Origin of the sequence: Bacillus cereus group sp. MYBK15-3 (genome assembly GCF_051916765.1) — a bacterium.
Lineage (GTDB): Bacteria > Bacillota > Bacilli > Bacillales > Bacillaceae_G > Bacillus_A > Bacillus_A cereus.
This window is the reverse complement of the sequence record NZ_JBQAHG010000003.1, coordinates 1-24,729: the sequence shown is the minus strand read 5'-3', so window position 1 is coordinate 24,729 and position 24,729 is coordinate 1. Positions and strand designations below refer to the sequence as shown.

Genomic DNA, 24,729 nt, shown 5'->3' with positions numbered 1-24,729 from the left:
AAACAAAGAGTAAATATATTTTGTATACAAAATAAAAAAGACCTTGTATTTACAAGGCCTTTTGCAAACTCCCTTTATTTTGTAACAAGTACATATTATAATACAAACCTTGCTCACTTAGTAATTCTTGATGTGTTCCTCTTTCTACTATCTCTCCATCATGCATCACAAAAATTTGATCTGCATCTTGAATTGTAGATAACCTATGCGCAATGGCTATCGTCGTTCTACCTTTTCGCATTTGTTGCAACGCTGTTTGAATAGCCTCTTCTGTTTCTGTATCGATATTAGCTGTTGCTTCATCTAATACTAATACTTTCGGATTCGTTGCTATAGTTCTAGCAAAAGCAATTAATTGTCGTTGACCGCTTGAAAATGCTGCACCTCTTTCTACTACTTCTGTTTCATACTGCTCTGGTAACTTTTCAATAAACGTATTCGCTTGCACAAATCGAGCAGCTTCTTTTACTTCTTCATCCGTAATTTCTTCATTATACATACGAATATTTTGCTTTACATTTCCAGCAAATAAAAATGCATCTTGCAATACGAGTCCTATTTTCTTTCTAATTTCTCGTTCTTCAAATTTTTCTAAATCTACACCGTCTATTACAATATTTCCTGACTTAAGATTATAAAATCGCATTAACAAATTCATAATCGTACTTTTTCCGCTACCAGTATGCCCAACAAAAGCAACCGTTTGCCCTTGTTTCACGTGAAATGATACATTTTTTAAAACGTCACGCTTTCCATCATACGAAAAAGTAACATTTTTAAATTCAATATCTCCATCCACAACTTGAGGATTCTCATTGCCTTTTTGAACCGGTGCTAAATCTTTCTCGTCCATTAAATGAAATACACGTGATGACGAAACAAGTGCCTGTTGGAAAAAGGACAATTTCATCATCATCTCATTTACAGGTTGGAAGAAACGATGTATATAGTTAACAAAAGCATATAAAACTCCTACTTCAACAGGGCTCTTTAAAGCATCAATCCCAAATAAACCTAGTACTAACGCAATAGCTACAATATGTACTAAATCCGTAGCTGGTCGTAAAAGTAATGCGTCTAACTTCAAAGTACGTCGCCCTGCACTATAATGTTTATTATTCACTTCTTCAAACTCTTTTCTCATACGTTTTTCTTGTCTGAACACTTGAACAATATTCATTCCTTGTATGGACTCGTTCAATTTTGCATTTAACACGCTTAGTTGATTACGTACTTCTAAATAAAAAGCTGCACTTTTCCGGCGATATAATACCATAATCGCGAACATTATCGGAATTAATACGAGAGAAAATAACGCTAATTTTACATCTAATAAAAACATCGCTATTAAAATACCTACTAAAAAGACTACATTTTTCACAAATGTTGATAATACACTGACATAAAAATCTTTAATCGCTTCCGTATCATTCGTTATACGAGATACGAGCGTACCAATTGGCGTACGATCAAAGAAACTTAATGACAGCTTTTGAACATGTTCATATACTTCAACTCGCATATCTTGAACAATCTTAAAAGCAATGTTCTGAAAGTACAATAGATTTAAATACGTAAATAATACTTTTAATAAATGAGCAACTATGTAAATTACAAATAAAGTAACGAGTGCTGATCGTTCAAAATCCCGCGGTACTAGGTGTTCATCGAGGAATTGTTTAATTAAAAAAGGCCCCATCATTTCCGTTACTGTCGCACCAACTAAAAAGATAAACGCTAAAGATAGCAACCCTTTATATGGCTTCATATAAGAAAGCAATCTACTTAAATCACTTCGCTTCTTCTCTACCATCATACGCCTCCTTTCTCAACTAAAGCTTCTAATTGCTGACTTTCATACATTTCTTTATACCAGCCGTTTTCCTTCATTAATTCCTCATGTGTACCTCTTTGTACAATTCTACCTTCATCAACAACAAGAATAAGATTGGCATGCTGAATTGCACTTAATCGGTGTGCAGTAATAATCGTCGTTTTCCCTGCTCTTTCCCTCTTTAAGGCACTTAAAATCGTCTCTTCTGTTTTTGCATCTACTGCTGATAAACAATCATCCAAAATTAAAATTTCAGCATTTGTTAATAAAGCACGAGCAATAGAGATTCGCTGTTTTTGACCACCAGATAACGAAACGCCTCTTTCCCCTACTACTGTTTCATATCCTTCTGAAAATTGGAGGATATCATTATGAATACAAGCAATATCTGCAGCTTGGGTAATTTCATTATATGTAGCATCCGCCTTTCCAAAGGCGATATTCTCACCAATACTTGCTGAAAATAAAAAATGATCTTGTGGCACATATGAAATAGCAGAACGGACACCATGAAGTGTTAAATCTCGAATATCTCGCTCCCCAACTTTTAATTCACCATTAAAATGATCATACTCACGGATTAAACATTTTAATAAAGTCGTTTTCCCTGCACCTGTACGTCCTACAACTCCTAGCGTTTCGCCCTTCTTCAAATCAAAGTGAATATCGTTTAAATGTAACAGTTCATTTTTCTTATACGAAAATGAATCAACGGCAAACGAAACATTACCGCTCGCTATCGTATGTACAGCATTTTCTCTATTTACTACATCTGATTTTTGTGAAAGAATTTTTTCTACACGGTCATATGAAGCACGCCCACGCTCCATAATATTGAACAACCATCCAAACGCTAACATTGGCCAAACGAGGGTACCTAAATATGTCGTAAATGTAACGAGATCACCTACTGTTAATTCACCTCTTACAACTAATACCGATCCGTAACATACTGCAATTAAAAAAGAAAATCCAACGATAAGAGCGATTGTCGGATCAAATAACGAATCAATACGTGCAACTAACACATTTTTATGCACAACATCTTCTGATTTTTTTCGAAACGCCTGCAAATCTTCTTTCTCTTGTCCAAGCGATCGAATCACTTTCATTCCACTCATACTCTCTTGCACTTTATCATTAATTTCCGAAAACGATTGCTGTGCTTTATGAAACCTTTTATGTAATAACGTTCCATAATAATTTGTCGAAATGGCTACAATCGGCATCGGAATTAAACTTAACAATGTTAACTTCCAACTAATTGTAAAACCCATCGCTACGAGTACACATCCCCCAACAGCTAATGAATCAACAAGCGTTAAAACACCCGCTCCAGCAGTTTGCTGGATCGCTTGAATATCATTGGTCGCATGTGCCATTAAATCACCTGTTCGATTTGACTGATAGAAAGATGGACTCATCTTTGTAAAATGTTCATATAAATTTTTTCGTAATTGGCGAGCTAATTTTAACGAAGACCCGAAAATCATAATACGCCATATGTAACGTAATATGTACATCGTAATGCCTACAATTACTAATAGTACAACCCATTTTAGTAACTTATCGGTCGTCAATGTTCCATCATTAATTTCATCTACAACGATTCCAATTACTTTTGGTGCTACAAGTTCTAAAAGTGCAACGCCAAACAATAAAATAATTCCAGTTATGTACGCTCGTTTTTCTTGTTTAAAAAACCACGCTAAATTCATAAACACTTTCATTTTTTTCCTCCTCCCTTAAAATGAGCGATGTTTTCAGTTTACCAAAAATACAGAATTTTTAAAAGTTTTAAAAACTATAACTAACAAAAAGAAAGACACTCTTAGCGAGTGTCTTTTAGCGCTTATTTCATTTGTTGCTTGTTCATTGCGCTCATCATTTGATTGATTTTCTTTTGGGAAGGTTTTTGTCCCATTTGCATCATCATCATTTTTAACATTTGTTCGTTAATTGGTGGATTTTTTTGTAAGTAATTCATCATATATTTGCGGGCAATGAAAAATCCTAACGCCACGCCTGCTACTAGTGCTACTACGCCCACTAGAATACCTAACCAAATTGGCATATATTTTCCTCCTTCATGTTGTCTACCTTACAGTGTACTAAAACCTTTTCAATAAGACAAGATACAATTCGACATTTTTTACACATATGTTCGTACTTGTTTTAGAGGATTCAGCCATCCGTACTTTGTATTTTCATAATCCATAGCTAAAAATGTTAATTCACACTTTCTTAACACCTCAAAGAATGTTGTTTCCATAGAGACATTTCCAGAGGTATTCATACGAATATAGTGCGGTTTCACCATTATTTCGCCGTACTCCGCTCCCGTATAAAGTGTATGTGTATGATGTGTTCTATCATATTTACCAAGAACGCGCAAAGCTTGTTCTAATTTATGATGAATTTTCATTACTTGCAATGGCATCGTTATATACATCATTTGCTTATATAACACTTTTTTCTCCGAAAGGGACCCAGATTCTGAAAATCGAGCAAATAAATCAAAAAACAAATATTCACGACCAAAATAAGCTTTCGCAATATCCTCTTGAATTAAATACAATTCATACGTTTTCATTTTTCCACTCCCAATCTGGACAACCTTTTCTCTTCATTATATATAAGAAAATTTGCAATGATTGTCTGACTGCGGAGAGATAAAAAACTTTTTCTGTCGAAAAAACTCATTTACATAGAAAAACCTCTCCATGCCGGAGAGATTTTTCTGAAATCATTAAAGCATTTCTTTTACTTTACGAACAACGTTCTCTACAGTAAATCCATACTCTTCCATAATCTTTTCACCAGGAGCAGAAGCACCGAACGTATCGATACCTAACACATCTCCTTCAAGACCTACGTAACGGTGCCATCCGAATGTAGCACCCATTTCGATTGCGAAACGTTTTGTTACTGCTTTTGGTAATACAGATTCTTTGTACTCTGCAGTTTGAGCTTCGAAGCGATCCATAGATGGCATGCTGACAACAGCTGCGTCAACGCCGTCTACTGCTAATGCTTTTTGAGCTTCAACAGCTAGGCTTACTTCAGATCCAGTTGCAAGTAAGATTACATCAGCCGTTTCTTTCTTGCTTGCAGAAACTACATATGCACCTTTTGCTACTTTTTCATACGTATCATCTTTTGCACCTTCTAATGTTGGAAGGTCTTGACGAGTTAATACTAAAGCAGTTGGTTTGTTTGTAGATTCTAAAGCAAGTCTCCAAGCTGCAACAGATTCGTTACCATCAGCAGGACGGATAACAGAAACGTTTGGCATTGCACGAAGCGCTGCTAATTGCTCGATTGGTTCATGTGTTGGACCATCTTCACCAACAGCGATACTGTCATGTGTGAATACATACGTTACTGGCAATTGCATTAATGCTGCAAGGCGAATTGCTGGACGTAAGTAATCAGAGAATACGAAGAACGTACCACCATAAGTTTTTAAACCACCATGTAGTGCAATACCGTTCATTGCTGCACCCATTGCGAACTCACGTACACCGTACCAAATGTTTTTACCGCTGTAATCATCTCTTGTAAAGTCTTTTTCGTTATTCATGTATGTTTTGTTAGAACCAGCAAGGTCAGCAGATCCACCGAAGAATGATGGTACAGACTCTGCAATTGCATTAATTACAGCACCAGAAGAATTACGAGTTGCTGCTTTTGATCCTAATTCATAAGTTGGTAGGTTTTGCTCCCAACCTTCTGGAAGTTGACCGTTCATTGCTGCTTGGAATTCGTTTGCTAATTCTGGGTATGCTTGTGCATATTCACCTAGCATCGTGTTCCACTCAGCTTGCGCAGTTTCACCAACATCTTGTACTGTTTTACGGAAGTTGTCATATACTTCTTCTGCTACGTGGAAGTCTTGCTCAGCAGTCCAAGCATATGCTTCTTTCGTTAATTTCGTTTCTTCTACACCAAGTGGAGAACCATGTGAAGCTGATTTTCCTGATTTGTTTGGAGAACCGAAACCAATTGTCGTTCTTACTTCAATTAGCGTTGGGCGTTTTTCGTCAGCTTTCGCTTCTTCAATTGCTTTCGCGATTGCTTCAATATCGTTTCCATCCTCAACACGGATTACTTGCCATCCGTATGCTTTGTAACGATCTTCTACACTTTCAGAGAATGAACGATTTAAATCGCCATCTAATGAAATATCGTTTGAATCATAAAGCACAACAAGACGACCTAATTGTAAATGAGCAGCTAATGAAGATGCTTCAGCAGAAACGCCCTCCATTAAATCTCCATCACCACAAATAGCGTATGTATAATGATCTACTACACTATACGCATCACGGTTATATTTAGCAGCTAAATGTCTTTCAGCCATTGCCATACCTACAGCAGTTGCAATACCTTGTCCAAGTGGACCAGTCGTTGCATCTACACCAGCTGTATGACCGTACTCAGGATGTCCTGGAGTTTTGCTTCCCCATTGACGGAAGTTCTTTAAGTCATCCATTGTTACATCATAACCAGATAGGTGAAGTAGGCTGTATAATAACATTGAACCATGACCTGCAGATAATACGAAACGATCACGGTTAAACCACGTTGGGTTATTTGGATTGTGTTTCATAAATTGAGTCCATAATGTATAAGCCATTGGTGCTGCACCCATTGGCATTCCTGGGTGACCAGAGTTTGCTTTTTCAATCGCATCGATGGATAATGTGCGAATCGTGTTGATAGAAAGTTGTTCGATTGAATGTGACATGCTATTCTTCCCTTCGCTTATATTAGTAAACGTTTTATACATTTATATGATAGCTTCCCACGCAAGATTATACAACATGTATCGACAAATATGTTGATATTTTTTTGATTTTTTATAAAAAAATCAATGTTTCCGTGAATGTATGGGCATTCAATATGACATACTTTTTCATTATTTTTATTTTAAAAAGAAAGGGAATTATCTGCATATTTATACAAAATTCTTCTATACTTACTTTTTTTAATACGTTTTTAAAAACACAAAAAGCATCTAACTTCGATGCTTTTCAAATAAGTTAAACAATCCGTTTCCGAATCGAACTTGAAATCCAATCAATTATAATTACCATTAAAATGATACCTAATAAAATAATACCAACACGAGACCAATTCCGTGAACTCAGCGCAAAAATTAAAGGTGTACCAATCCCTCCTGCTCCAATAACCCCTAAAATCGCAGCGGATCGTACATTAATTTCAAATCTGTATAACGTATACGATAGAAAATCCGGTAACACTTGTGGTAACACTGCATACCAAAGTATTTGAAAACGGTTTGCTCCTGTTGCTAGTAACGCTTCCGTCGGTCCTTTATCTATGTTTTCAATTCCTTCTGAATATAGTTTCCCTAACATTCCAATAGAATGTAATCCTAAGGCCAATACTCCTGCAAAAGAGCCTGGACCAACAGCTTTTATAAATAAAAGAGCCATAACTAATTCAGGAAACGTACGAACAAAACTAAGTACAAATTTCCCAGATCCTGAAGTTAATTTTCCACTACTCATATTCGTTGCCGCCCAAAAGGCAAACGGAACAGATAAAAATGCAGAAATAAATGTACCTAATATTGCAATTGCCAACGTATCAATTAATCCATGTAATAAATCTTCACCATCTGGCAAAGATACATACGACCAGTCTGGATTCAATATCCCTGTCATAATTGCTTTCGTGATTTCACCTGCTGTGTCCTTTATCCCCTCTAATGGTACTCCTGAAAAGGCCCATACATATACAACTGTAAGTGCTATTAAAATAATCCAGCGATATATACTCGGTTTCTTCGGTTTTGGCACAATCATCGTCGTTCTATTCATTATAGTTTCTCCCGTAACAATGTACTAATGTAGTCAATTAACAAAACAACAATAAGGGTATAAATAATTATAGAAGCAGTTTGTTTATATTGTAAAAATCCAAGTGTACGATCATAATATAGTCCAATACCACCTGCTCCTACTAAACCTAAAACAGCTGCTGCACGTACGTTCACCTCAAATGTATAAAGAACATAGGAGACAAAATGTGCTTTCACTTGCGGAATTACCCCATAAACAATCCATTGCACCTTATTAGCTCCTACCGCTGTCATCGCCTCTAACGGACCTGGATCAATTGATTCAATTGACTCATACAACAATTTCGCTACAAGTCCAATTGAAAAAAAAGTAAGAGCCAAAATACCTGGAAGTGGCCCAATTCCAAAAATCGCTACGAAAATTGCCGCTAATAATAAATCTGGTATCGTTCGTATCAAATTTAAAATCATTCGAGCTAGACTGTATAAAAATGTGTTAGTAAACACATTACTTGCTGCAAACAGTGCAAGTGGAATAGCTAAAATCGCTCCTAAGGTCGTCCCAATAATCGCCATACGTATTGTATCTAACATCGCTGTTGTAATAACTTGAAAATAACTCCAATCTGGCGGCACCATTTCTTTTAACAAATCCATCATATTAGGAAAACCAACTACTAGCTTTGAAAATGATGCGTCGACCTGTATACTACTTCCCCACAACAGTAAAATGACTAGAATAAACGTTAACATATGTTTTAACTTACTCGGCGGCTTCGGTATCGATTTCGAATATATCGTTACGTCACTCATTTAACTGCCACCTCTAACAATTCATTTTTCTGTGCTACATCTCCATAAATTTCAGCAAATTTTTCATCTGTCGCCTCTTCTACTGAACCATCAAAAACAATTTCTCCTGCATGTAATCCAATAATACGTGTCGCATATTGCCTAGCTAAATCAATAGAATGCAAATTCACAATTGTTGTAATTCCAAAATCTTCATTGATTTTTTTCAAATCATTTAATACTTGCTTTGTCGTAAGTGGATCTAACGATGCAACAGGCTCATCTGCCAATATGATTTTTGCTTCTTGTGCCAATTCTCTAGCTATTGATACACGTTGCTGTTGTCCTCCTGATAATTCATCAGCACGTGCATATGCTTTTTCTAAAATATTCACTCTTTTTAACGCTTGAAATGCGAGCTCCACATCTTCTTTCGGAAACAAACCTAACGTTGTACGTAATGTGGAATGATATCCAATACGACCAGCTAATACATTTTTTAATACTGTTGATCGCTTTACAAGATTAAAACTTTGGAAGATCATACCGATATCCCGGCGCATACGCCTTAATTCTTTTCCTTTCGCAGCAGTAATAGACTCACCTTCAATAATGATTTCTCCTTCGGTAATCTCATGAAGACGATTTACGGATCTGAGAAGTGTAGATTTTCCAGCTCCAGACAGCCCTACCATTACAACAAACTCACCTTTTTGAATTTTCAAGTTTATATTATTCAATCCTTTTGTACCATTTGGATACACTTTGGAGACATTTCGAAACTCTATCACACATCTTACCTACCTTCTATGTATTCAAAACGGCAAACTAACTGAAAACATCCCCTTTCAGCTAGCTGCCATTTCCATATGTATTATTGCGTTTTTACTTTCTTCCCATATTCACGAACGATATCAAATTTACTATCATCAGATTTAACATATCCTTCATGTGAATATACTTCTTTAATGATTTTGTGACCTTCCTCATTCTTTCCAATTTCAATGAAAGCATCTTGTAATTTCTTGCTCCACTCTGCTTCTAAATCAGATCGTACAGAAATTGTATCGTTCGGAATTTTCTCAGTAAATTTCACTATTTTCGTTTGATCAAATATATTCGGATAATCTTTTTTTACAATATTACGAGCATCTTGGAATACAACAGCCGCATCTACGTCACCATTTAAAAGAGCAATAAGCGACTGATCGTGACCTTTTAATGTAACAGGTTTCACATCTTTTAACGGATCAATTCCCTCTTTTAATAGAACAGCTGCAGGCCATACATACCCTGCTGATGATGTTACATCTTGATAACCAATCTTTTTACCTTTTAAATCTTTTACACTATTTATATTAGAGTCTTTTTTAACAACAAACTCAGATTTATAAAAGTCTACTAAATCCTTTGTAGGGGCTCCCGTTTCATCATCTACTCCAAAACGTTGTGCTTGTAAAATTACATTTGCAGCCTTCTTTTCATGTGCTAATACGTACGCTGTTGGCGGTAAAAATCCTACATCTACTTGTTTAGATGCCATCGCTTCTACAATTGTATTGTAGTTCGTTGAAATACTAACTTTTACTGGAATATTTAACTTATCACTTAATAGCTTCTCAAGCGGTTTTGCCTTCGCCTCTAACGTATCCGCATTTTGAGAAGGAACAAATTGAACATTTAAAGTCTTCGGTACATACCCTTTTTTCGTATCTTCATTTTTACTTGCACTTGACTCTTTCGTCCCGCAGCCACTTAATAATCCCGCTGCTAGTACAACTGTTGTGCTCATTGCAAAAACTTTTTTCAACATATTAATGCCTCCATTTTTCATTGTTATAAAATAACCTTTCATAAACATGAAGAAATATATCACATATTTTTACAAATAATTGATTTTTTACAGAATCTTTACACATTCTATACACTCACATTAAAATTCTCTTCACATATTTGATATGATGAATTGGAAGATAACAATAGAAAAGGTGAGTCATATTGGAACAAAATCAAACTGTAACTTTAAACATCTTATTAACAAGCGATATACATGGCACTGTTTATCCTATTCACTACCAAGATAACTCCCCAGCAGAACTTGGTTTAGCTAAAATTTCTACTCTTATAAAAAAAGAACGTTCCAAAAATAGAAACGTTCTTTTAATTGATAATGGCGACTTTATTCAAGGCACACCATTTACTTATCATTATGTTACATACGAAAAAAACAAAAAAAAACCAATGTCCTTATTAGCGAATTACTTACAGTATGACGCTGCAATTATCGGCAATCATGAATTTAATTACGGGATGGATATATTAAATAATGCTGTGACTACTGCGAACTTCCCGTACCTATCAGCAAACATTTTAGATAAAAACAGTAAAAAACCTTATTTCGGGAAACCATATGTAATAAAACATATTGAATCAAATATAAAAATTGCTATTTTAGGGGTGACAACGCATTACATTCCCAATTGGGAACAACCCCATCACATTAAAGATTTACTATTTGAAGATGCATTAAAGACTACAAAAGAATGGGTTTCTTATATTCGCGAACATGAGAAACCAGATTTACTAGTCGTAGCGTATCACGGGGGAGTTGAACGAGATTTACAAACCGGGGTACCGACTGAAGTGTTAACAGGAGAAAACCAAGGATATGCAATGTGCCATGAAATTGAAGGCATAGATATCTTATTAACAGGCCACCAACACCGGGAAATTTCTCACACAATGGCTAACGGTGTAACAATTTTACAGACCGGATGCAATGGACACTCATTTGGAAAAGTAAAAGTAACATTCGAAAAAACGAAACATAAATGGGTGAAAAAAGAGAGTTCTTCTGAATTATTATCTGTACAAGGATTTGAGGCGGACCAAGATGTACTTTCATTGGTAGCCGATTACGAAGAGAAAACACAAAAGTGGCTTGATCAACCTATTGGAATCATTCAAGGGGGCATGCAAATTTCAGATGCTATGCAAACTCGTTTGCATGATCATCCTTTTATCGAATTCATAAATAAAATACAGATGGATATAGCTAATGTATCAATTTCTTGTACAAGTTTGTTCCATAATACATCTCCAGGTTTCCCGGAACATGTAACAATGCGTGACATCGTTTCTAATTATATTTATCCAAACACATTAAAAGTAATTAAAATAACTGGAGCAGATATAAAAAATGCTCTTGAACTCTCTGCTTCTTATTTCACATTAAAAACAGATAGATCAATCACCGTAAGTCCTACCTACATAGAACCAAAGCCACAACATTATAATTATGATATGTGGGAAGGGATTTCATACGTATTAAACATTTCAAAACCAATTGGTGAAAGAGTAGAATCTTTACAGCATAACAGTGCTCCTCTTAATATGATTGAAGAATATGACGTTGTAATGAATAATTATCGTGCAAGTGGCGGGGGGAATTTCTTTATGTTTCAAAATAAACCAGTAGTAAAAGATATACCCACAGATATGTCTGAACTTATCGCTAATTATATATTGGAACATAAAACGATAGAAGCAACAGTTAATAACAACTGGAAAGTTATTAAATAACGATTTTTACAAATAAAAAAGATGGGCTTCGCCCATCTTTTAATTTAATTTTGCATTATCTTGCTTTTTTAAAGCTTTTAATTTCGTCGGTGTAACATCTGTACCTTCTTCGTTAACAACTTTAATACCTTTAAGTTCGTTTAACATATTTTGACGAAATCCTTTTAAATATTGTTCACGTAGCGATTGACGCTCACGTTGCTCTTCTTCAGTTAAACCTTCAGCTTTTGCTTTTTTCGCTAAGAAGTTAATGCGTTCAACGAGTTCGTGATTAATCATCTCGAATCCCCCTTCTAATCAAAACTGATTATTATCATACAATAGTTACTCTTCTTTATCAAGCAATTGCTTCGTATACTCTACATATCTACGATGTACAGTCGCCTTTGAAACATTATGACCAAATCCACGTAATGTTGCTGCAATTTCTTCAAACGTGAGTTCACTTTTTCGCAAACGTACAATTTCCTCAATTGGCACTTCTTTTTTCTCTCTTCCTACACTTAAATGACGATTTTTTAAATTTTTTTCTGGACGATAACCTTTTTCTACTGCACGTTGCATACCTCGTTTAATTTTCATATTATGAATCTTTCTTTGATATTCTTCAACAATACCAATAATATCTAATACCATCGAATCAGAATCCGACAATTGTAATTCACCATTATGTGTATGCGTATATACTTTTATGCCTTCTTTATGTAAACAATGCATTAACGCGATCTTCGCATTTCCTCTACCAAGACGCGTTTCATCTTGTATAAGTAACACATCAATTTGTTCGTCTCGAATTGTATCCAACACCTCTAATATACCGTCACGTTCAATTGTATATCCACTAGCCTGCTCTTCAACCACCTTAGTAACATTCATTTGATAGCGCTCAGCTAAATGCAATAATTCATCTTTTTGACGTAATAATGATGTTTCTTGCGCTTCTTTCGTTGTACTGACACGTGCATAAATAATTGCATTCATTTTGAACCCCTCTTTCTCCCTATTATTTCCCTATAGTGTAACATAAATCCGCCATTTGTTCGAACTTATGTTTGTAGAATGTTTTTTCACATGTTATACTTATTAATAAGAAAAATGAAAGAAAACGAGGTGTTAGAAAACATGGAAAAGTTAACGAAACGCCAGCAAGACATTCTCGACTTTATTAAGCTAAAAGTACAAGAAAAAGGATATCCACCTTCCGTACGTGAAATTGGTCAAGCAGTCGGCCTCGCTTCTAGTTCTACAGTGCACGGACATTTATCACGATTAGAAGAAAAAGGATACATTCGACGCGATCCAACAAAACCACGTGCCATTGAAATTTTAGGTGAAGACCGAATGGATACGGAAACACAATCTGTTATTCAAGTTCCAATTGTCGGAAAAGTTACTGCTGGTTTACCAATTACAGCAGTCGAAAGCGTAGAGGAACATTTCCCACTTCCAGCTAGTATTGTTGCTGGAGCAGACCAAGTGTTCATGTTACGTATTTCTGGAGATAGTATGATTGAAGCTGGTATTTTCGATGGAGATTTAGTTGTTGTTCGCCAACAACAGTCTGCATATAATGGTGAAATTGTAGTCGCTTTAACAGAAGATAATGAAGCAACTGTTAAACGTTTCTATAAAGAAATAGACCATTTCCGTTTACAACCAGAAAATTCTTCATTAGAACCTATCATTTTAAAACAAGTGTCAGTTATCGGGAAAGTAATTGGCGTATATCGTGATTTACATTAAAAAATAATAAAAAGAAGATAATTACCTTATTTATATACGGTAATTATCTTCTTTTTTGTATTTTGATAGATTTCCATGCATTCTATTTCTTATTAACGAGTTTTAATCGTCACATCTCCAGCAGCCGTTTTACCACTAATCTTTTTACTACCATTTCCAATTGTTACGTTTTTATTTTCTTCATTAAAAATTGTTACATCTCCGGCAGCACTTTGCCCAGTAATTACCGCATCTTGTGGTTTTTCCGATAAAGTAATATCTATATCTCCCGCAGTTGAACTTGCTTCTAGATTATACTTAGAATCATGATCTTGAATATTTATTTCCCCACTTGTTGTTTTTGCGGTCACTTTCCCTAATACCTTCTTAAAATTCACCTCACCAGCTTTTGTCGATCCCTCCACATTCTTAGCCGTTATTTGTTTCAACTCTACTTCTCCAGCAAGTGTTCTAACACTTACGCTATCACTTTTCACATCACTCATTTCGATTTGTCCAGCAGATGAATTTACTTTTACATCTTGGTAAGAGCGTTCGGGCACAAGGAGAGTCAATTTAGACGTTTGAAACCTAAAATCGTAAAAAGAAAAATCAAATGAAGCACCTTTTTCTCTTTCCCCAATAACTTTTAATGTGTCACCATCTTCTGCGATACGAATCTCTTGTTTACGTACATCTCCTGATTGCTTGATATAAAAAGAAGAGTCAGGAGATTTTTGGACAATAATATCCCCGGCATCTAACTTAACTTCTATATTTTTTAATGTTTCGTTTTTAATTACATTTTCTTTATCGCCTTTTTTAGCAGTTTGTACTGCTTTTTCATATGTTTGGGAAATTCCTATTACTCCAATAATGATACAAGCAATAGCGATTAAAAATAGTTTTTTCATCATTTACTCTCCTTTTATCATTTTGAAGTTCCATATTACATATCGTACACACAATCTCTTAAACCACTTTGTACTATAAAAAGCGATAATACATAACAATAAACCTACTCCAACAAACGTTATACTAACGAAAAGATCCAACCATATAAAAGTACCCATAAATACTTTTCCAATAACGAAAAATGGTGTTACTACACTAGCAATACCACCGATCCAAAAAGAAAATATAAAAGCAATAATTGCGACTAACGGTCCTAACACAATAATAAAATTAAACAAACTAAGTCCAATCGCTGCCATAACAGCTCTTGTCACATTTGAAGTCGATGGATTTTTTTTCATTTCATCGAAGCGATACATCGCAAGTAATTCTTTCGCTATTACTTTCGGAGAACCAAGGCCTTGTATTATTTCTGATTCAGTTTTCCCCTCTTCTAGTCCAAACTGAAAGTGCTCTTCATAATCCAATAAAATATCTTGCCTCTCTTCCTCTGGTAACTTTCTAAGATAACTTGATAATTCTTTAAGAAACCCTTCTTTACTCATCCCATTCCACCCCTTCAATAATTTCTTGTACCCCTTTCGCAAAATCACACCATTCTGTTACTAACAAATGAAATTGCGTCTCCCCTTGCTCTGTTAATTGATAATATTTACGAGGTGGCCCTTCCGTAGATTCCTTTAAATACGTCTGAAAATACCCTTCTTTCGTCAAACGACGTAATAAAGGGTATACTGACCCTTCCGATATTAAAAATTTATTAGAAATTTGCTGAACAAGTTCATAACCGTAACTATCTTTACGTTTTACAAGTGCTAATACACAAAGTTCAAGCACACCTTTTTTAAACTGAACGTTCAAGTGCCATCCTCCTTCCCTATCTTAGTACTGTTCAATAAACGGTACCTGATTTATCCATAATATACCACTTAGTATTGTTTATTGCAAGGTACTAAGCTATATTTATTCCCTAAATTTAGAAAATGAACTAACGAAATTCTGAATAAGACTGTGTTATAACTGAGCATCATTACGTTAATATCATTGAGTAATAATCTGATTCACAAGCCACAAACTTATAGCCTTGCAGATGAGGACATAAAAATCATCGCTCGCGTTGTACAAGGCAGTAAAGAATTATTAAGTTTTAGCACAAGTGATTAAAAAAGATAAGATCAATTCTTTTGAAAAGATTTTCTTAGTAACATGATTCAAAATAACCAAAAACAATCCATTATCTAGTAGTTAACATATCCAATAACTTCACTAAAAAAACCCTGATACCGTAGTATCAAGGCTTTTTCATTTCACAAATTATATAAAACTTACATTTATCTGATAATGTTTTTCTATGATATCACTACTTGTTATTAATTATTGGCTTTTATGTGGCTGTTTTTCATTTTGCAACCATATAAAATTGTAATAATAGGGAATTAAAAAACCCTTGATACCAGTTGTATCAAGGGTTCAAGCCTCTTAGTAAAGAGACATATATTGATCGCGTTCCCATTGGTGAACTTGTGTTCTAAAGATATCCCACTCAATCTCTTTCGCTTCGATGAAGTGCTCAAGTAAGTGTTCTCCTAGTGCACCGCATACTACTTCATTAGATTGTAATGTAACTAACGCTTGCGCTAATGTTGCTGGTAAGTCAACGATACCTGCTTCTTCGCGCTCTTCTTTTGTCATTACATAGATGTTACGGTCTACTGCAGCTGGTGGAGTTAATTTGTTTTTAATTCCATCAAGACCTGCAGCTAATAATGTAGCCATTACTAAATATGGGTTTGCAGCTGGGTCAACACTACGTACTTCTACGCGTGTACTAATACCACGAGATGCAGGGATACGTACTAACGGGCTACGGTTTTGTGCAGACCATGCTACGTAACAAGGCGCTTCATATCCAGGTACTAGACGTTTATATGAGTTTACAGTTGGATTTGCTATCGCTGTAAATGCTGGTGCATGTTTTAAAATACCTGCGATGAAGTGACGAGCATCATCACTTAGTTGTAAGTCACCGTTTGCATCAAAGAATACGTTCTCACCATTTTTAAATAATGATAAGTTACAGTGCATACCTGAACCGTTCACACCGTATAGTGGTTTCGGCATAAATGTTGCGTGTAAACCATGTTTACGAGCAATTGTTTTTACAACAAGTTTGAATGTTTGAATGTCATCACATGAGCGAATTGCATTTGCATATTTAAAGTCAATTTCATGCTGCCCTGGAGCAACCTCATGGTGAGATGCTTCAATTTCAAATCCCATTTCTTCAAGTTCAAGAACGATATCACGACGACAGTTTTCCCCTAGATCCATCGGCGCAAGGTCGAAGTATCCACCGTTATCGTTTAATTCTAATGTTGGATTTCCTTTTTCATCAACCTTAAATAGGAAGAATTCTGGCTCTGGTCCAAGATTGAAGTCTGAAAATCCTAAAGCTTCCATTTCTTTTAACACACGTTTTAAGTTGTTACGTGGGTCTCCATCAAATGGAGTGCCATCTGCATTGTAAATATCACAGATTAGTCGAGCTACTTTACCTTTTTCAGCTGTCCAAGGGAAAATTACCCAAGTGTCTAAATCAGGATATAAATACATATCAGATTCTTCAATACGTACGAAACCTTCAATCGAAGATCCATCAAACATCATTTTGTTATCAAGAGCTTTCGTTAATTGTCTCACTGGAATCTCTACGTTTTTAATTACCCCTAAAAGGTCCGTAAATTGTAAACGGATATACTTTACATTCTCTTCTTTCGCCAAACGGAAAATATCTTCTTTTGTGTATCTAGACATTATAAATTCCTCCTTAGTCCCTCTAATCGCCTTCAGAATCAGTTATCTTTAGTGAAAAAATCTTGAAATGTCACCTTGTCGCAATGAAGTTCGATTGAATCTACCTGTATGTTGTAGTTCATCTCGAAGTATTTTGCGAAGCTCAGTTTTTGAAATTTCTTTCGTTTCTTCTTTTACTTTCACTGCTTCTGTTTGATTTTCTTTCATTAGTAACACTTGCTTAATACCAGCCATATTCAAGCCTTGATCTAACAAATCTTTAATCTCTAACAACTTATCTACATCGTTAAATGAAAATAATCTACGATTCCCCTTTGTACGGGTTGGAGAAACAAGATTATGCTCTTCATAGTAGCGAATTTGACGTGCAGACAATTGTGTTAAATCCATAACAATACCAATTGGAAACAGCGGGGCAGAACGTCTATCTTCTTTCATTTTTCAGTTCCTCCTTCGCCTTAACTGCTTCTCATTTTATAACATGTTATGTTTAGTGTCAATAGATGTTAGCTTTTCTTACATGATTTTTTATAAATTTTTTCATTCTTTTTTCTAATCGCAGAAATCGTTACTTTTATACGAAAAAAGCTGCCGATATCGACAGCTCCCCTTTAAGAAATTGTTAATAAATTCTTTTCAATCAATTCATCAATCGCAGAACAAATCGCAATTTTAACATGCGAATACGTTAATCCACCTTGCACATATGCAACATACGGTGGTCTAATCGGACCATCAGCAGACAATTCAATACTTGCACCTTGAATAAATGTTCCCGCAGCCATAATTACATCATCTTCATAGCCTGGCATATAGTTTGCATACGGAGTAAAATGCGAATTAATTGGAGATGCATATTGAATCGCTTGGCAGAAGGCAATCATACGGTCTTTATCATCAAATTGAACAGATTGAATTAAGTCTGTTCTTGGTGCATTCCACGCTGGTGACGTGTTCATTCCTAACTTTTCTAAAAACGCAGCTGTAAAAATTGCACCTTTCAGCGCTTGTCCTGCAACATGTGGCGCTAAGAAGAACCCTTGATACATTTCTTGCAGACTGTATAAAGACGCTCCAGCTTCCGCGCCAATTCCCGGAGATGTTAAACGATATGCACACGCTTCAACATACTGTTCTTTCCCGACAATATAACCACCAGTTTTAACAATTCCGCCGCCCGGGTTTTTAATAAGCGAACCCGCCATTAAATCTGCACCAACATGACATGGCTCTTGCTCTTCAATAAACTCGCCATAACAGTTATCTACAAACACAACAACATCAGGTTTAATTTCTTTAACAAACGCGATCATCTCTTTAATTTGAGAAATAGTAAACGATGGACGAGTAGCATAACCTTTCGAGCGCTGAATACCGATCATTTTCGTATTATTATGAATCGCTGCTGCAACAGCCTCAAAATCAACAAGCCCAGCTTCAGTTAGCGGAACTGCATTGTAACCGATATTATATTCTTTAAATGAACCTACACCTTTCCCACGCACACCAACAATTTCCTCTAACGTATCATACGGTTTCCCAGTGATATACAATAACTCATCTCCCGGGCGTAAAATACCAAATAACGCTGTAGAGATAGCGTGAGTACCTGAAATAATTTGCGGACGAACAAGTCCAGCTTCCGCCCCAAATACATCAGCATACACTTTTTCTAACGTATCACGGCCAATATCATCATAACCATAACCTGTTGTCGGGATAAAATGCGAGTCACTAATTTTATGTTTACGAAAACTTTCTAATACACGAAACTGATTGCTTTCAATTACTTCATCCGCACGTTTATGTACTTCTGTAATCTGACTCTCTACTTCTTTTACGATTGGAGCAATTTTTTCTCCATTTTTCAAACGATCAAACATTTTTATTTTCTCCTTCTTCCACTAAAAATCTCTTTAATTGCACATTAAGCGATGAATGAGTAAAAATATACCCTGCACAATCATATACAAATTTATCTTCTAGAAACTCCATCTTTGCTAATAGAGTTTCCGTCTTTAAAAGCGTTAACAACTTACCTTCACTCGGAGGGATTTCCACTCGATAACGATCCATTTCTTTCTTCATCTTCGTTTCTATCGCTTCTTTTATACGCAATAAATCACTTTCTTCAAAAGCACTAGTCATTAAGAAATCACTTTTCGGAAACGGAATAAAGTTTTGATGTAATTCATCTTTTTTATTATATAACGTAATAACAGGAATATGGTTAATTTCAAGTTCTGATAATAATCTTTTTACTGTTTTTTCATGCCCTATGTAGTTAGGATCCGCGGAATCAACTACATGTAAAATGACATCTGCTTCCCCCGCTTCTTCCAGTGTTGAACGAAAAGCAGCGATTAATGAAGTAGGTAAATCTTGTATAAAACCAACAGTATCAGTTAGTAATACTGTATAACCAGAAGGTAACGGCATCTTCCTTGTCGTTGGGTCTAATGTTGCAAACAGAAGGTTTTCTTCAAACGTATCAGCTTCCGTTAATCTATTAAACAGTGTCGATTTCCCTGCATTTGTATACCCTATTAATGACACTTGAAATACTTTATTATCTTTTCTTCTCTCACGATATCTTTTTCGATGTTCCACAACAACTGCAAGTTGTTTCTTTATTTCATCAATACGCGATCGAATATGACGACGATCCGTCTCTAATTTCGTCTCACCCGGTCCTCTTGTTCCAATACCACCACCAAGACGCGATAAGGACAATCCTTGCCCCATAAGACGCGGCATTGTATATTGCAACTGAGCTAATTCTACTTGAAGCTTACCTTCCCTCGACTTCGCACGTTGCGCAAAAATATCCAGTATTAGTTGCGTTCGATCAATTACTCTCGCATCTAATACTGAGGATAAATTCCGAATTTGACTCGGCGTTAATTCATTATTAAATACAATAACATCCGGCTCTAACTCTTCAGTTAACATTGTAAGCTCTTCTAATTTCCCTTTACCTATGTAAGTTGCCGGATGAAACTTTGGTCGTTTTTGCGTTGTTGACACTAACAATTCTGCTCGTGCAGTCTTCGCTAGTAATGCAAGCTCTTTCATGGAATGCATAAATTTTTCATCATCATCTTGTGGCAATTGACAGCCTACTAATATGACTTTTTCTTTTTCTTCCATCAAATATGTTCACTCATCCTTTTCGAAATTTAAACCTTCTAATATAATAGCAGAGGAAGCACATTTCATCTAGTTAGCGGGGGAGAAAATTCATGGCATGGGAGATTTTTAGCATCATAGGCACAATCGCTTTCGCACTAAGCGGAGCCATTGTTGCAATGGAAGAGGATTATGATATTTTCGGGGTGTATATTTTAGGAATGGCAACCGCATTTGGGGGAGGTGCCCTTCGTAATTTATTAATCGGTTATCCGATTGTCGCGTTTTGGCAACAAGACATGTTATTCCAAATCGCACTTTTATCAATGACTATTATTTTTCTTTTTCCAAATAAGTTAATTAGACATTGGAAAAAGTGGGAAAATATCACTGACGCTATCGGCTTATCGGCATTTGCTGTACAAGGAGCATTATATGCCCAAAAATTAAATTTACCAATTAGCGCCACAATTGTAGCAGCTGTTTTAACTGGTATCGGCGGCGGTATCATTCGCGATCTTTTAGCCCGCAGAAAACCTCTCGTTCTTCGAGCTGAAGTATATGCCTTTTGGACAATTTTAGCAGGTTTCTTAATTGGAGCTCAAATTATTGTTAGCGATTGGGCTCTTTACATTCTATTCATTTTAATTGTTTGCTTCCGCATGGTTTCTATTCATTACAAATGGCATTTACCGCACAGACGTATCGAAACGAAAGAACGTTCAATGCATAAATAGCAATCTAACCTCTTTACATATCGTAAAGAGGTTTTTCTTTTCTAACGATTTTTTCTTTATATAATGTTTATACTAATTTTTAAAGTGAGGTGAATACAAATGACAAACCACGTTAATAAAGGAGCTCAAAAAAGCTCAGTAAATCAATTTGGACACGATCCTAATTCAGCACACGAAAAGAGCGCTAAAATGGAACACTTCCATAAAACACACCAAGAAAAAGCAAAAAAAGAGTAAACGAACTTATACACAAAAATTGACGCACAGTTTATGTACTGTGCGTCTCCTCTTCGAGCATCAAATCCATACTCGATATTCCAATTAAATCATTTTTATCATACGCATCTTCTTGCAACAACCGCATCGCCTGTGTACGAATTGATTTTTCAACAATATTCCGTACATATCGCCCATTACTAAACGATGTAATTTGCGACGAATACTTCACCGCATGTAAATGATCCCTAAATTTCCATTCAGCTTCTTTTGATAACTGATATTCACGATCTTCATACATTCTCTTCCCAATTTCCAATAGCTGATTTACCGAGTAATCCGCAAACTCAATAATAAATGGAAAACGAGATTGAAGCCCTGGATTTAATGAAAGAAAGTGATTCATCTCTCTTGAATATCCAGCTAAAATCAATACAAAACCATGTTGTTTATCTTCCATATGTTTTACAAGCGTATCAATTGCTTCTTTTCCAAAGTCCTTCTCTCCTCCTCGAGCTAAAGAATACGCCTCATCAATAAACAAAATACCTCCCATTGCTTTTTTTATTAAATCTCTTGTTTTTTGGGCTGTATGGCCGATGTACTCTCCTACAAGATCAGCACGTTCAGCTTCAACCAAGTGACCTTTCGATAGAATATTCATCTCAAACAGCAATTTTCCTATCATTCTAGCAACAGTTGTCTTCCCTGTACCTGGATTCCCTTTAAACAGCATATGAAGTACTTGCTTCTCTGACTTCAATCCCTTTTCTTGTCTTTTTTTATTCACATAAATCCAAGCATATATTTCTTTTATTATCTTTTTTATATCCTCCATCCCAACAAGCTTCCCCATCTCTTCTTCAATTCTCTGCAGCATTTCATGTTTAATTGCAGTTTCATTTGAAATTACCGTTTTATTTTCTGCGGCTGGCAAAGAAATTTTCTTTCGATGGTTTAACACAATATTAATTTGATTGTTGTTTTTCTTTCGCATCGATTGTTCCATACAATCACCTCATTTTATCCACTCACCAAATATTATTATTCCTGTCCCCCTTGTAAATGCCTATTTTCAGAAAAGTTTGCTATAATATAAGAAATAATTAAGGTGGTGGGACTATGGAGACAACGGAATTCCATGATACAATACAAGCCTTTTCTATTTTTTTATTGAATAAAGGCCGAAAACCCTCAACTATTAAACGTTATGTTTATGACATTGAAGACTTCGGACATTGGTTAGAAAAAAACAAAAAGCTCCCTTCCAGTAATATATGGGCTACACTTTGTACAAAAGACTACGAAGATTACTTTTCCGATTTAAAAACAAATCGACATTACTCAGAAAAAACGATGCATCGTGTATTTATTGTACTAAATAGAATGCATCATTTTCTAAACATTCCTAATCCATTGAAGAATATGGAAATATCTATTCAACCAGACCGTACACTTCGTAACGAAGATTTCATTTCACCTGATGAAGAAAAAAGGTTAAAGTATATAGTCACTTCATTAGAAGGACTTTCAGAAAAACAACTTCCTGTGCGCCCCTTATTAATGGATCGCAATATTGCTATTTTAAATCTATTGATTGACTACGGTTTATCCTTACAGGAACTTACAGCATTAACAATGCATCACGTTCACTTTGAAACTAATACATTATCAATCCCAGCAACCGCAGGTGTAGAAAGAACAATTACATTAGCAAAAGAAGACAAAAAACAACTATATAATTATTACAAAAGCATCCCAGAACCAGTTCGTCCTAAATACCATAGTGATGATCCATTATTTGTCGCATTCGATTTTAACCGTGGAACATACAGGTGGGTATATGAAAATGATGCACCAAAGGCATTAACGGAAATTGCTATACAAAAAATGATTCGCCTCGAAGTGGCTAGAGCCAATTTACGTAAAGGAATTTCCGGACAACATTTTCGTAACACCTATATTTTAAACTTAATAAAAAAAGAAACTCCTGAATCAGAAATTATAAAACTCGCTGGATTCAAATCAAAAATTTCCTTAAAGCGATATTATCAATACGCAGAAAATAGAAAAAACGCCTTATTGTAAGGCGTTTTTTCTATTTTTTCTTTAAACAAACGATTTTACTATGACCATTTAACTAATTTCTGCATCTACTATGATGAGTTTCGTTCACATTTTCGTGAGAAAGGAGAGATTTAATGTCTCGTTATAACGACAATCAAAACAAATTCTCCAAACCATGCTTTCCAAGTAGCGCCGGACGAATCCCGAATACTCCATCAATCCCAATTACTAAAGCTCAACTTAGAACATTTCGTGCGATTATTATTGATTTAACAAAAATAATCCCAAAACTTTTCGCAAATCCATCTCCCCAAAATATTGAAGACCTAATCGATACATTGAACCTACTGAGTAAATTTATTTGTTCACTAGACGCTACTTCCTCCCTGAAAGCACAAGGGTTAGCTATTATTAAAAACTTAATAACTATATTAAGAAATCCAACCTTTGTAGCAAGCGCTGTATTTATTGAGCTTCAAAATCTCATTAACTATTTACTATACATTACAAAATTATTCCGAATTGACCCTTGCACACTTCAAGAGCTCCTTAAATTAATAGCAGCATTACAAACTGCTCTAGTTAATTCTGCTTCGTTCATTCAAGGACCTACCGGACCTACTGGACCAGCAGGCGCTACTGGTGCCACTGGGCCTCGAGGTAACACGGGCGCTACCGGCGCTACTGGGCCTCGAGGTAACACGGGCGCTACCGGCGCTACTGGGCCTCGAGGTAACACGGGCGCTACTGGCGCTACCGGTGCCACTGGACCTCGAGGTAACACGGGCGCTACTGGCGCTACTGGACCTCAAGGTAACACGGGCGCTACTGGTGCCACTGGACCTCAAGGTAACACGGGCGCTACTGGTGCCACTGGACCTCAAGGTAACACGGGCGCTACTGGCGCTACCGGTGCCACTGGGCCTCGAGGTAACACGGGCGCTACTGGCGCTACCGGTGCCACTGGGCCTCGAGGTAATACGGGCGCTACTGGTGCCACTGGACCTCAAGGTAACACGGGCGCTACTGGCGCTACCGGTGCCACTGGGCCTCGAGGTAACACGGGCGCTACTGGCGCTACCGGTGCCACT

General features: G+C 36.1%; 25 protein-coding genes. 6 read left to right on the top strand and 19 right to left on the bottom strand.

The window, feature by feature from the left end:
* Window positions 1-49: 49 nt before the first annotated feature.
* From ACTFR8_RS14260 to ACTFR8_RS14220, 9 genes are all read right to left on the bottom strand, one after another.
* Window positions 50-1,813, bottom strand: coding sequence for an ABC transporter ATP-binding protein (locus ACTFR8_RS14260; protein ID WP_000229518.1), 1,764 nt, complete (start codon window positions 1,811-1,813; stop codon window positions 50-52).
* A complete protein-coding gene (locus tag ACTFR8_RS14255) occupies window positions 1,813-3,564 on the bottom strand; it encodes an ABC transporter ATP-binding protein (RefSeq protein ID WP_000862450.1) in 1,752 nt (583 codons plus the stop codon). Before ACTFR8_RS14255 ends, ACTFR8_RS14260 begins: the two co-directional genes overlap by 1 nt.
* Window positions 3,565-3,686: 122 nt before the next feature.
* Window positions 3,687-3,908 (bottom strand): YneF family protein, encoded by a 222-nt coding sequence (locus tag ACTFR8_RS14250; RefSeq protein ID WP_001123317.1) that lies wholly within the window; start codon window positions 3,906-3,908, stop codon window positions 3,687-3,689.
* A gap of 78 nt (window positions 3,909-3,986) precedes the next feature.
* Window positions 3,987-4,427 (bottom strand): sporulation inhibitor of replication protein SirA, encoded by a 441-nt coding sequence (gene sirA / locus ACTFR8_RS14245; protein WP_000860645.1) that lies wholly within the window; start codon window positions 4,425-4,427, stop codon window positions 3,987-3,989.
* A gap of 156 nt (window positions 4,428-4,583) precedes the next feature.
* Window positions 4,584-6,584 carry a transketolase gene (gene tkt, locus ACTFR8_RS14240; protein ID WP_000019782.1) on the bottom strand — a complete coding sequence of 667 codons (2,001 nt, stop codon included), beginning with the start codon at window positions 6,582-6,584 and terminating at the stop codon, window positions 4,584-4,586.
* Between the two features lie 295 nt (window positions 6,585-6,879).
* Entirely contained in the window at window positions 6,880-7,683 is an 804-nt protein-coding gene (gene phnE / locus ACTFR8_RS14235) for a phosphonate ABC transporter, permease protein PhnE (RefSeq protein WP_001082389.1), read from the bottom strand.
* Complete coding sequence (gene phnE, locus ACTFR8_RS14230) at window positions 7,683-8,477, bottom strand: phosphonate ABC transporter, permease protein PhnE (protein WP_001286373.1); 795 nt, start codon at window positions 8,475-8,477, stop codon at window positions 7,683-7,685. The genes phnE (ACTFR8_RS14235) and phnE (ACTFR8_RS14230) overlap by 1 nt, the downstream gene beginning before the upstream one ends.
* Window positions 8,474-9,247, bottom strand: a complete 774-nt coding sequence (phnC, locus tag ACTFR8_RS14225) for a phosphonate ABC transporter ATP-binding protein (RefSeq protein WP_252209664.1) — start codon at window positions 9,245-9,247, stop codon at window positions 8,474-8,476. Before phnC ends, phnE (ACTFR8_RS14230) begins: the two co-directional genes overlap by 4 nt.
* A gap of 83 nt (window positions 9,248-9,330) precedes the next feature.
* A complete protein-coding gene (locus tag ACTFR8_RS14220; protein WP_000915051.1) occupies window positions 9,331-10,269 on the bottom strand; it encodes a phosphate/phosphite/phosphonate ABC transporter substrate-binding protein in 939 nt (312 codons plus the stop codon).
* A 185-nt stretch (window positions 10,270-10,454) separates the two neighbouring features.
* Here ACTFR8_RS14220 and ACTFR8_RS14215 point away from each other — a divergent pair, with 185 nt between their 5' ends.
* On the top strand, window positions 10,455-12,038 hold the full coding sequence (locus tag ACTFR8_RS14215; protein ID WP_252209665.1) for a bifunctional metallophosphatase/5'-nucleotidase: 1,584 nt from the start codon (window positions 10,455-10,457) through the stop codon (window positions 12,036-12,038).
* Window positions 12,039-12,077: 39 nt separating this feature from the next.
* Here ACTFR8_RS14215 and ACTFR8_RS14210 read toward each other — a convergent pair whose 3' ends face one another.
* Both ACTFR8_RS14210 and ACTFR8_RS14205 read right to left on the bottom strand, forming a co-directional pair.
* The gene (locus tag ACTFR8_RS14210; protein ID WP_000607015.1) at window positions 12,078-12,317 is read right to left on the bottom strand and encodes a DUF896 domain-containing protein; all 240 of its coding nucleotides are present in this window, start codon (window positions 12,315-12,317) and stop codon (window positions 12,078-12,080) included.
* A 45-nt stretch (window positions 12,318-12,362) separates the two neighbouring features.
* A complete protein-coding gene (locus tag ACTFR8_RS14205) occupies window positions 12,363-13,019 on the bottom strand; it encodes a YneB family resolvase-like protein (RefSeq protein ID WP_100619807.1) in 657 nt (218 codons plus the stop codon).
* Window positions 13,020-13,160: 141 nt separating this feature from the next.
* On the opposite strand from ACTFR8_RS14205, the gene lexA reads away from it, so the two are divergent.
* The gene (gene lexA, locus ACTFR8_RS14200; RefSeq protein WP_252209666.1) at window positions 13,161-13,781 is read left to right on the top strand and encodes a transcriptional repressor LexA; all 621 of its coding nucleotides are present in this window, start codon (window positions 13,161-13,163) and stop codon (window positions 13,779-13,781) included.
* Window positions 13,782-13,873: 92 nt separating this feature from the next.
* On the opposite strand, the gene ACTFR8_RS14195 is transcribed toward lexA, so the two are convergent.
* The 7 genes from ACTFR8_RS14195 to hflX all read right to left on the bottom strand — a co-directional run bounded on the left by ACTFR8_RS14195 (window position 13,874) and on the right by hflX (window position 20,639).
* Window positions 13,874-14,677, bottom strand: a complete 804-nt coding sequence (locus ACTFR8_RS14195) for a DUF4097 family beta strand repeat-containing protein (protein ID WP_000976240.1) — start codon at window positions 14,675-14,677, stop codon at window positions 13,874-13,876.
* Complete coding sequence (locus ACTFR8_RS14190; protein WP_000031383.1) at window positions 14,678-15,220, bottom strand: DUF1700 domain-containing protein; 543 nt, start codon at window positions 15,218-15,220, stop codon at window positions 14,678-14,680.
* Window positions 15,213-15,536, bottom strand: a complete 324-nt coding sequence (locus ACTFR8_RS14185) for a PadR family transcriptional regulator (RefSeq protein WP_001102627.1) — start codon at window positions 15,534-15,536, stop codon at window positions 15,213-15,215. Before ACTFR8_RS14185 ends, ACTFR8_RS14190 begins: the two co-directional genes overlap by 8 nt.
* Before the next feature lie 618 nt (window positions 15,537-16,154).
* Window positions 16,155-17,489, bottom strand: a complete 1,335-nt coding sequence (glnA, locus tag ACTFR8_RS14180) for a type I glutamate--ammonia ligase (protein ID WP_000092763.1) — start codon at window positions 17,487-17,489, stop codon at window positions 16,155-16,157.
* 48 nt (window positions 17,490-17,537) lie between these two features.
* Window positions 17,538-17,927: a transcriptional repressor GlnR gene (glnR, locus tag ACTFR8_RS14175; protein WP_000656783.1), complete on the bottom strand. Its 390-nt coding sequence runs from the start codon at window positions 17,925-17,927 to the stop codon at window positions 17,538-17,540.
* Between the two features lie 173 nt (window positions 17,928-18,100).
* Entirely contained in the window at window positions 18,101-19,372 is a 1,272-nt protein-coding gene (locus tag ACTFR8_RS14170; protein ID WP_000460290.1) for a methionine gamma-lyase family protein, read from the bottom strand.
* Window positions 19,365-20,639 carry a GTPase HflX gene (gene hflX, locus ACTFR8_RS14165; protein ID WP_252210029.1) on the bottom strand — a complete coding sequence of 425 codons (1,275 nt, stop codon included), beginning with the start codon at window positions 20,637-20,639 and terminating at the stop codon, window positions 19,365-19,367. The genes ACTFR8_RS14170 and hflX overlap by 8 nt, the downstream gene beginning before the upstream one ends.
* 92 nt (window positions 20,640-20,731) lie before the next feature.
* On the opposite strand from hflX, the gene ACTFR8_RS14160 reads away from it, so the two are divergent.
* Both ACTFR8_RS14160 and ACTFR8_RS14155 read left to right on the top strand, forming a co-directional pair.
* Window positions 20,732-21,355: a trimeric intracellular cation channel family protein gene (locus ACTFR8_RS14160; protein ID WP_000312267.1), complete on the top strand. Its 624-nt coding sequence runs from the start codon at window positions 20,732-20,734 to the stop codon at window positions 21,353-21,355.
* A gap of 99 nt (window positions 21,356-21,454) precedes the next feature.
* Window positions 21,455-21,592 carry a hypothetical protein gene (locus ACTFR8_RS14155; RefSeq protein ID WP_000181501.1) on the top strand — a complete coding sequence of 46 codons (138 nt, stop codon included), beginning with the start codon at window positions 21,455-21,457 and terminating at the stop codon, window positions 21,590-21,592.
* A 31-nt stretch (window positions 21,593-21,623) separates the two neighbouring features.
* Here the strand turns inward: ACTFR8_RS14155 and spoVK are convergent, their stop codons facing one another.
* A complete protein-coding gene (gene spoVK, locus ACTFR8_RS14150) occupies window positions 21,624-22,580 on the bottom strand; it encodes a stage V sporulation protein K (protein WP_000438175.1) in 957 nt (318 codons plus the stop codon).
* 113 nt (window positions 22,581-22,693) lie between these two features.
* Between spoVK and ACTFR8_RS14145 the strand changes: the two genes are divergently transcribed.
* Window positions 22,694-23,659 carry a tyrosine-type recombinase/integrase gene (locus ACTFR8_RS14145; protein WP_000450319.1) on the top strand — a complete coding sequence of 322 codons (966 nt, stop codon included), beginning with the start codon at window positions 22,694-22,696 and terminating at the stop codon, window positions 23,657-23,659.
* Between the two features lie 113 nt (window positions 23,660-23,772).
* Window positions 23,773-24,729 (top strand): collagen-like repeat preface domain-containing protein (locus ACTFR8_RS14140; protein ID WP_440027443.1); only part of this gene is annotated, 957 nt, incomplete at its 3' end.

Bases quoted from the DNA above. Each gene is read 5' to 3' on its own strand.
- glnR (WP_000656783.1), bottom strand. From the start codon at position 17,927: ATGAAAGAAGATAGACGTTCTGCCCCGCTGTTTCCAATTGGTATTGTT.
- ACTFR8_RS14255 (WP_000862450.1), bottom strand. From the start codon at position 3,564: ATGAAAGTGTTTATGAATTTAGCGTGGTTTTTTAAACAAGAAAAACGA.
- phnE (WP_001286373.1), bottom strand. From the start codon at position 8,477: ATGAGTGACGTAACGATATATTCGAAATCGATACCGAAGCCGCCGAGT.
- phnE (WP_001082389.1), bottom strand. From the start codon at position 7,683: ATGAATAGAACGACGATGATTGTGCCAAAACCGAAGAAACCGAGTATA.
- sirA (WP_000860645.1), bottom strand. From the start codon at position 4,427: ATGAAAACGTATGAATTGTATTTAATTCAAGAGGATATTGCGAAAGCT.
- glnA (WP_000092763.1), bottom strand. From the start codon at position 17,489: ATGTCTAGATACACAAAAGAAGATATTTTCCGTTTGGCGAAAGAAGAG.
- ACTFR8_RS14195 (WP_000976240.1), bottom strand. From the start codon at position 14,677: ATGATGAAAAAACTATTTTTAATCGCTATTGCTTGTATCATTATTGGA.
- ACTFR8_RS14190 (WP_000031383.1), bottom strand. From the start codon at position 15,220: ATGAGTAAAGAAGGGTTTCTTAAAGAATTATCAAGTTATCTTAGAAAG.
- ACTFR8_RS14210 (WP_000607015.1), bottom strand. From the start codon at position 12,317: ATGATTAATCACGAACTCGTTGAACGCATTAACTTCTTAGCGAAAAAA.
- ACTFR8_RS14205 (WP_100619807.1), bottom strand. From the start codon at position 13,019: ATGAATGCAATTATTTATGCACGTGTCAGTACAACGAAAGAAGCGCAA.
- ACTFR8_RS14145 (WP_000450319.1), top strand. From the start codon at position 22,694: ATGGAGACAACGGAATTCCATGATACAATACAAGCCTTTTCTATTTTT.
- hflX (WP_252210029.1), bottom strand. From the start codon at position 20,639: ATGGAAGAAAAAGAAAAAGTCATATTAGTAGGCTGTCAATTGCCACAA.
- tkt (WP_000019782.1), bottom strand. From the start codon at position 6,584: ATGTCACATTCAATCGAACAACTTTCTATCAACACGATTCGCACATTA.
- ACTFR8_RS14170 (WP_000460290.1), bottom strand. From the start codon at position 19,372: ATGTTTGATCGTTTGAAAAATGGAGAAAAAATTGCTCCAATCGTAAAA.
- spoVK (WP_000438175.1), bottom strand. From the start codon at position 22,580: ATGGAACAATCGATGCGAAAGAAAAACAACAATCAAATTAATATTGTG.
- ACTFR8_RS14160 (WP_000312267.1), top strand. From the start codon at position 20,732: ATGGCATGGGAGATTTTTAGCATCATAGGCACAATCGCTTTCGCACTA.
- lexA (WP_252209666.1), top strand. From the start codon at position 13,161: ATGGAAAAGTTAACGAAACGCCAGCAAGACATTCTCGACTTTATTAAG.
- ACTFR8_RS14220 (WP_000915051.1), bottom strand. From the start codon at position 10,269: ATGTTGAAAAAAGTTTTTGCAATGAGCACAACAGTTGTACTAGCAGCG.
- ACTFR8_RS14155 (WP_000181501.1), top strand. From the start codon at position 21,455: ATGACAAACCACGTTAATAAAGGAGCTCAAAAAAGCTCAGTAAATCAA.
- ACTFR8_RS14260 (WP_000229518.1), bottom strand. From the start codon at position 1,813: ATGGTAGAGAAGAAGCGAAGTGATTTAAGTAGATTGCTTTCTTATATG.
- ACTFR8_RS14250 (WP_001123317.1), bottom strand. From the start codon at position 3,908: ATGCCAATTTGGTTAGGTATTCTAGTGGGCGTAGTAGCACTAGTAGCA.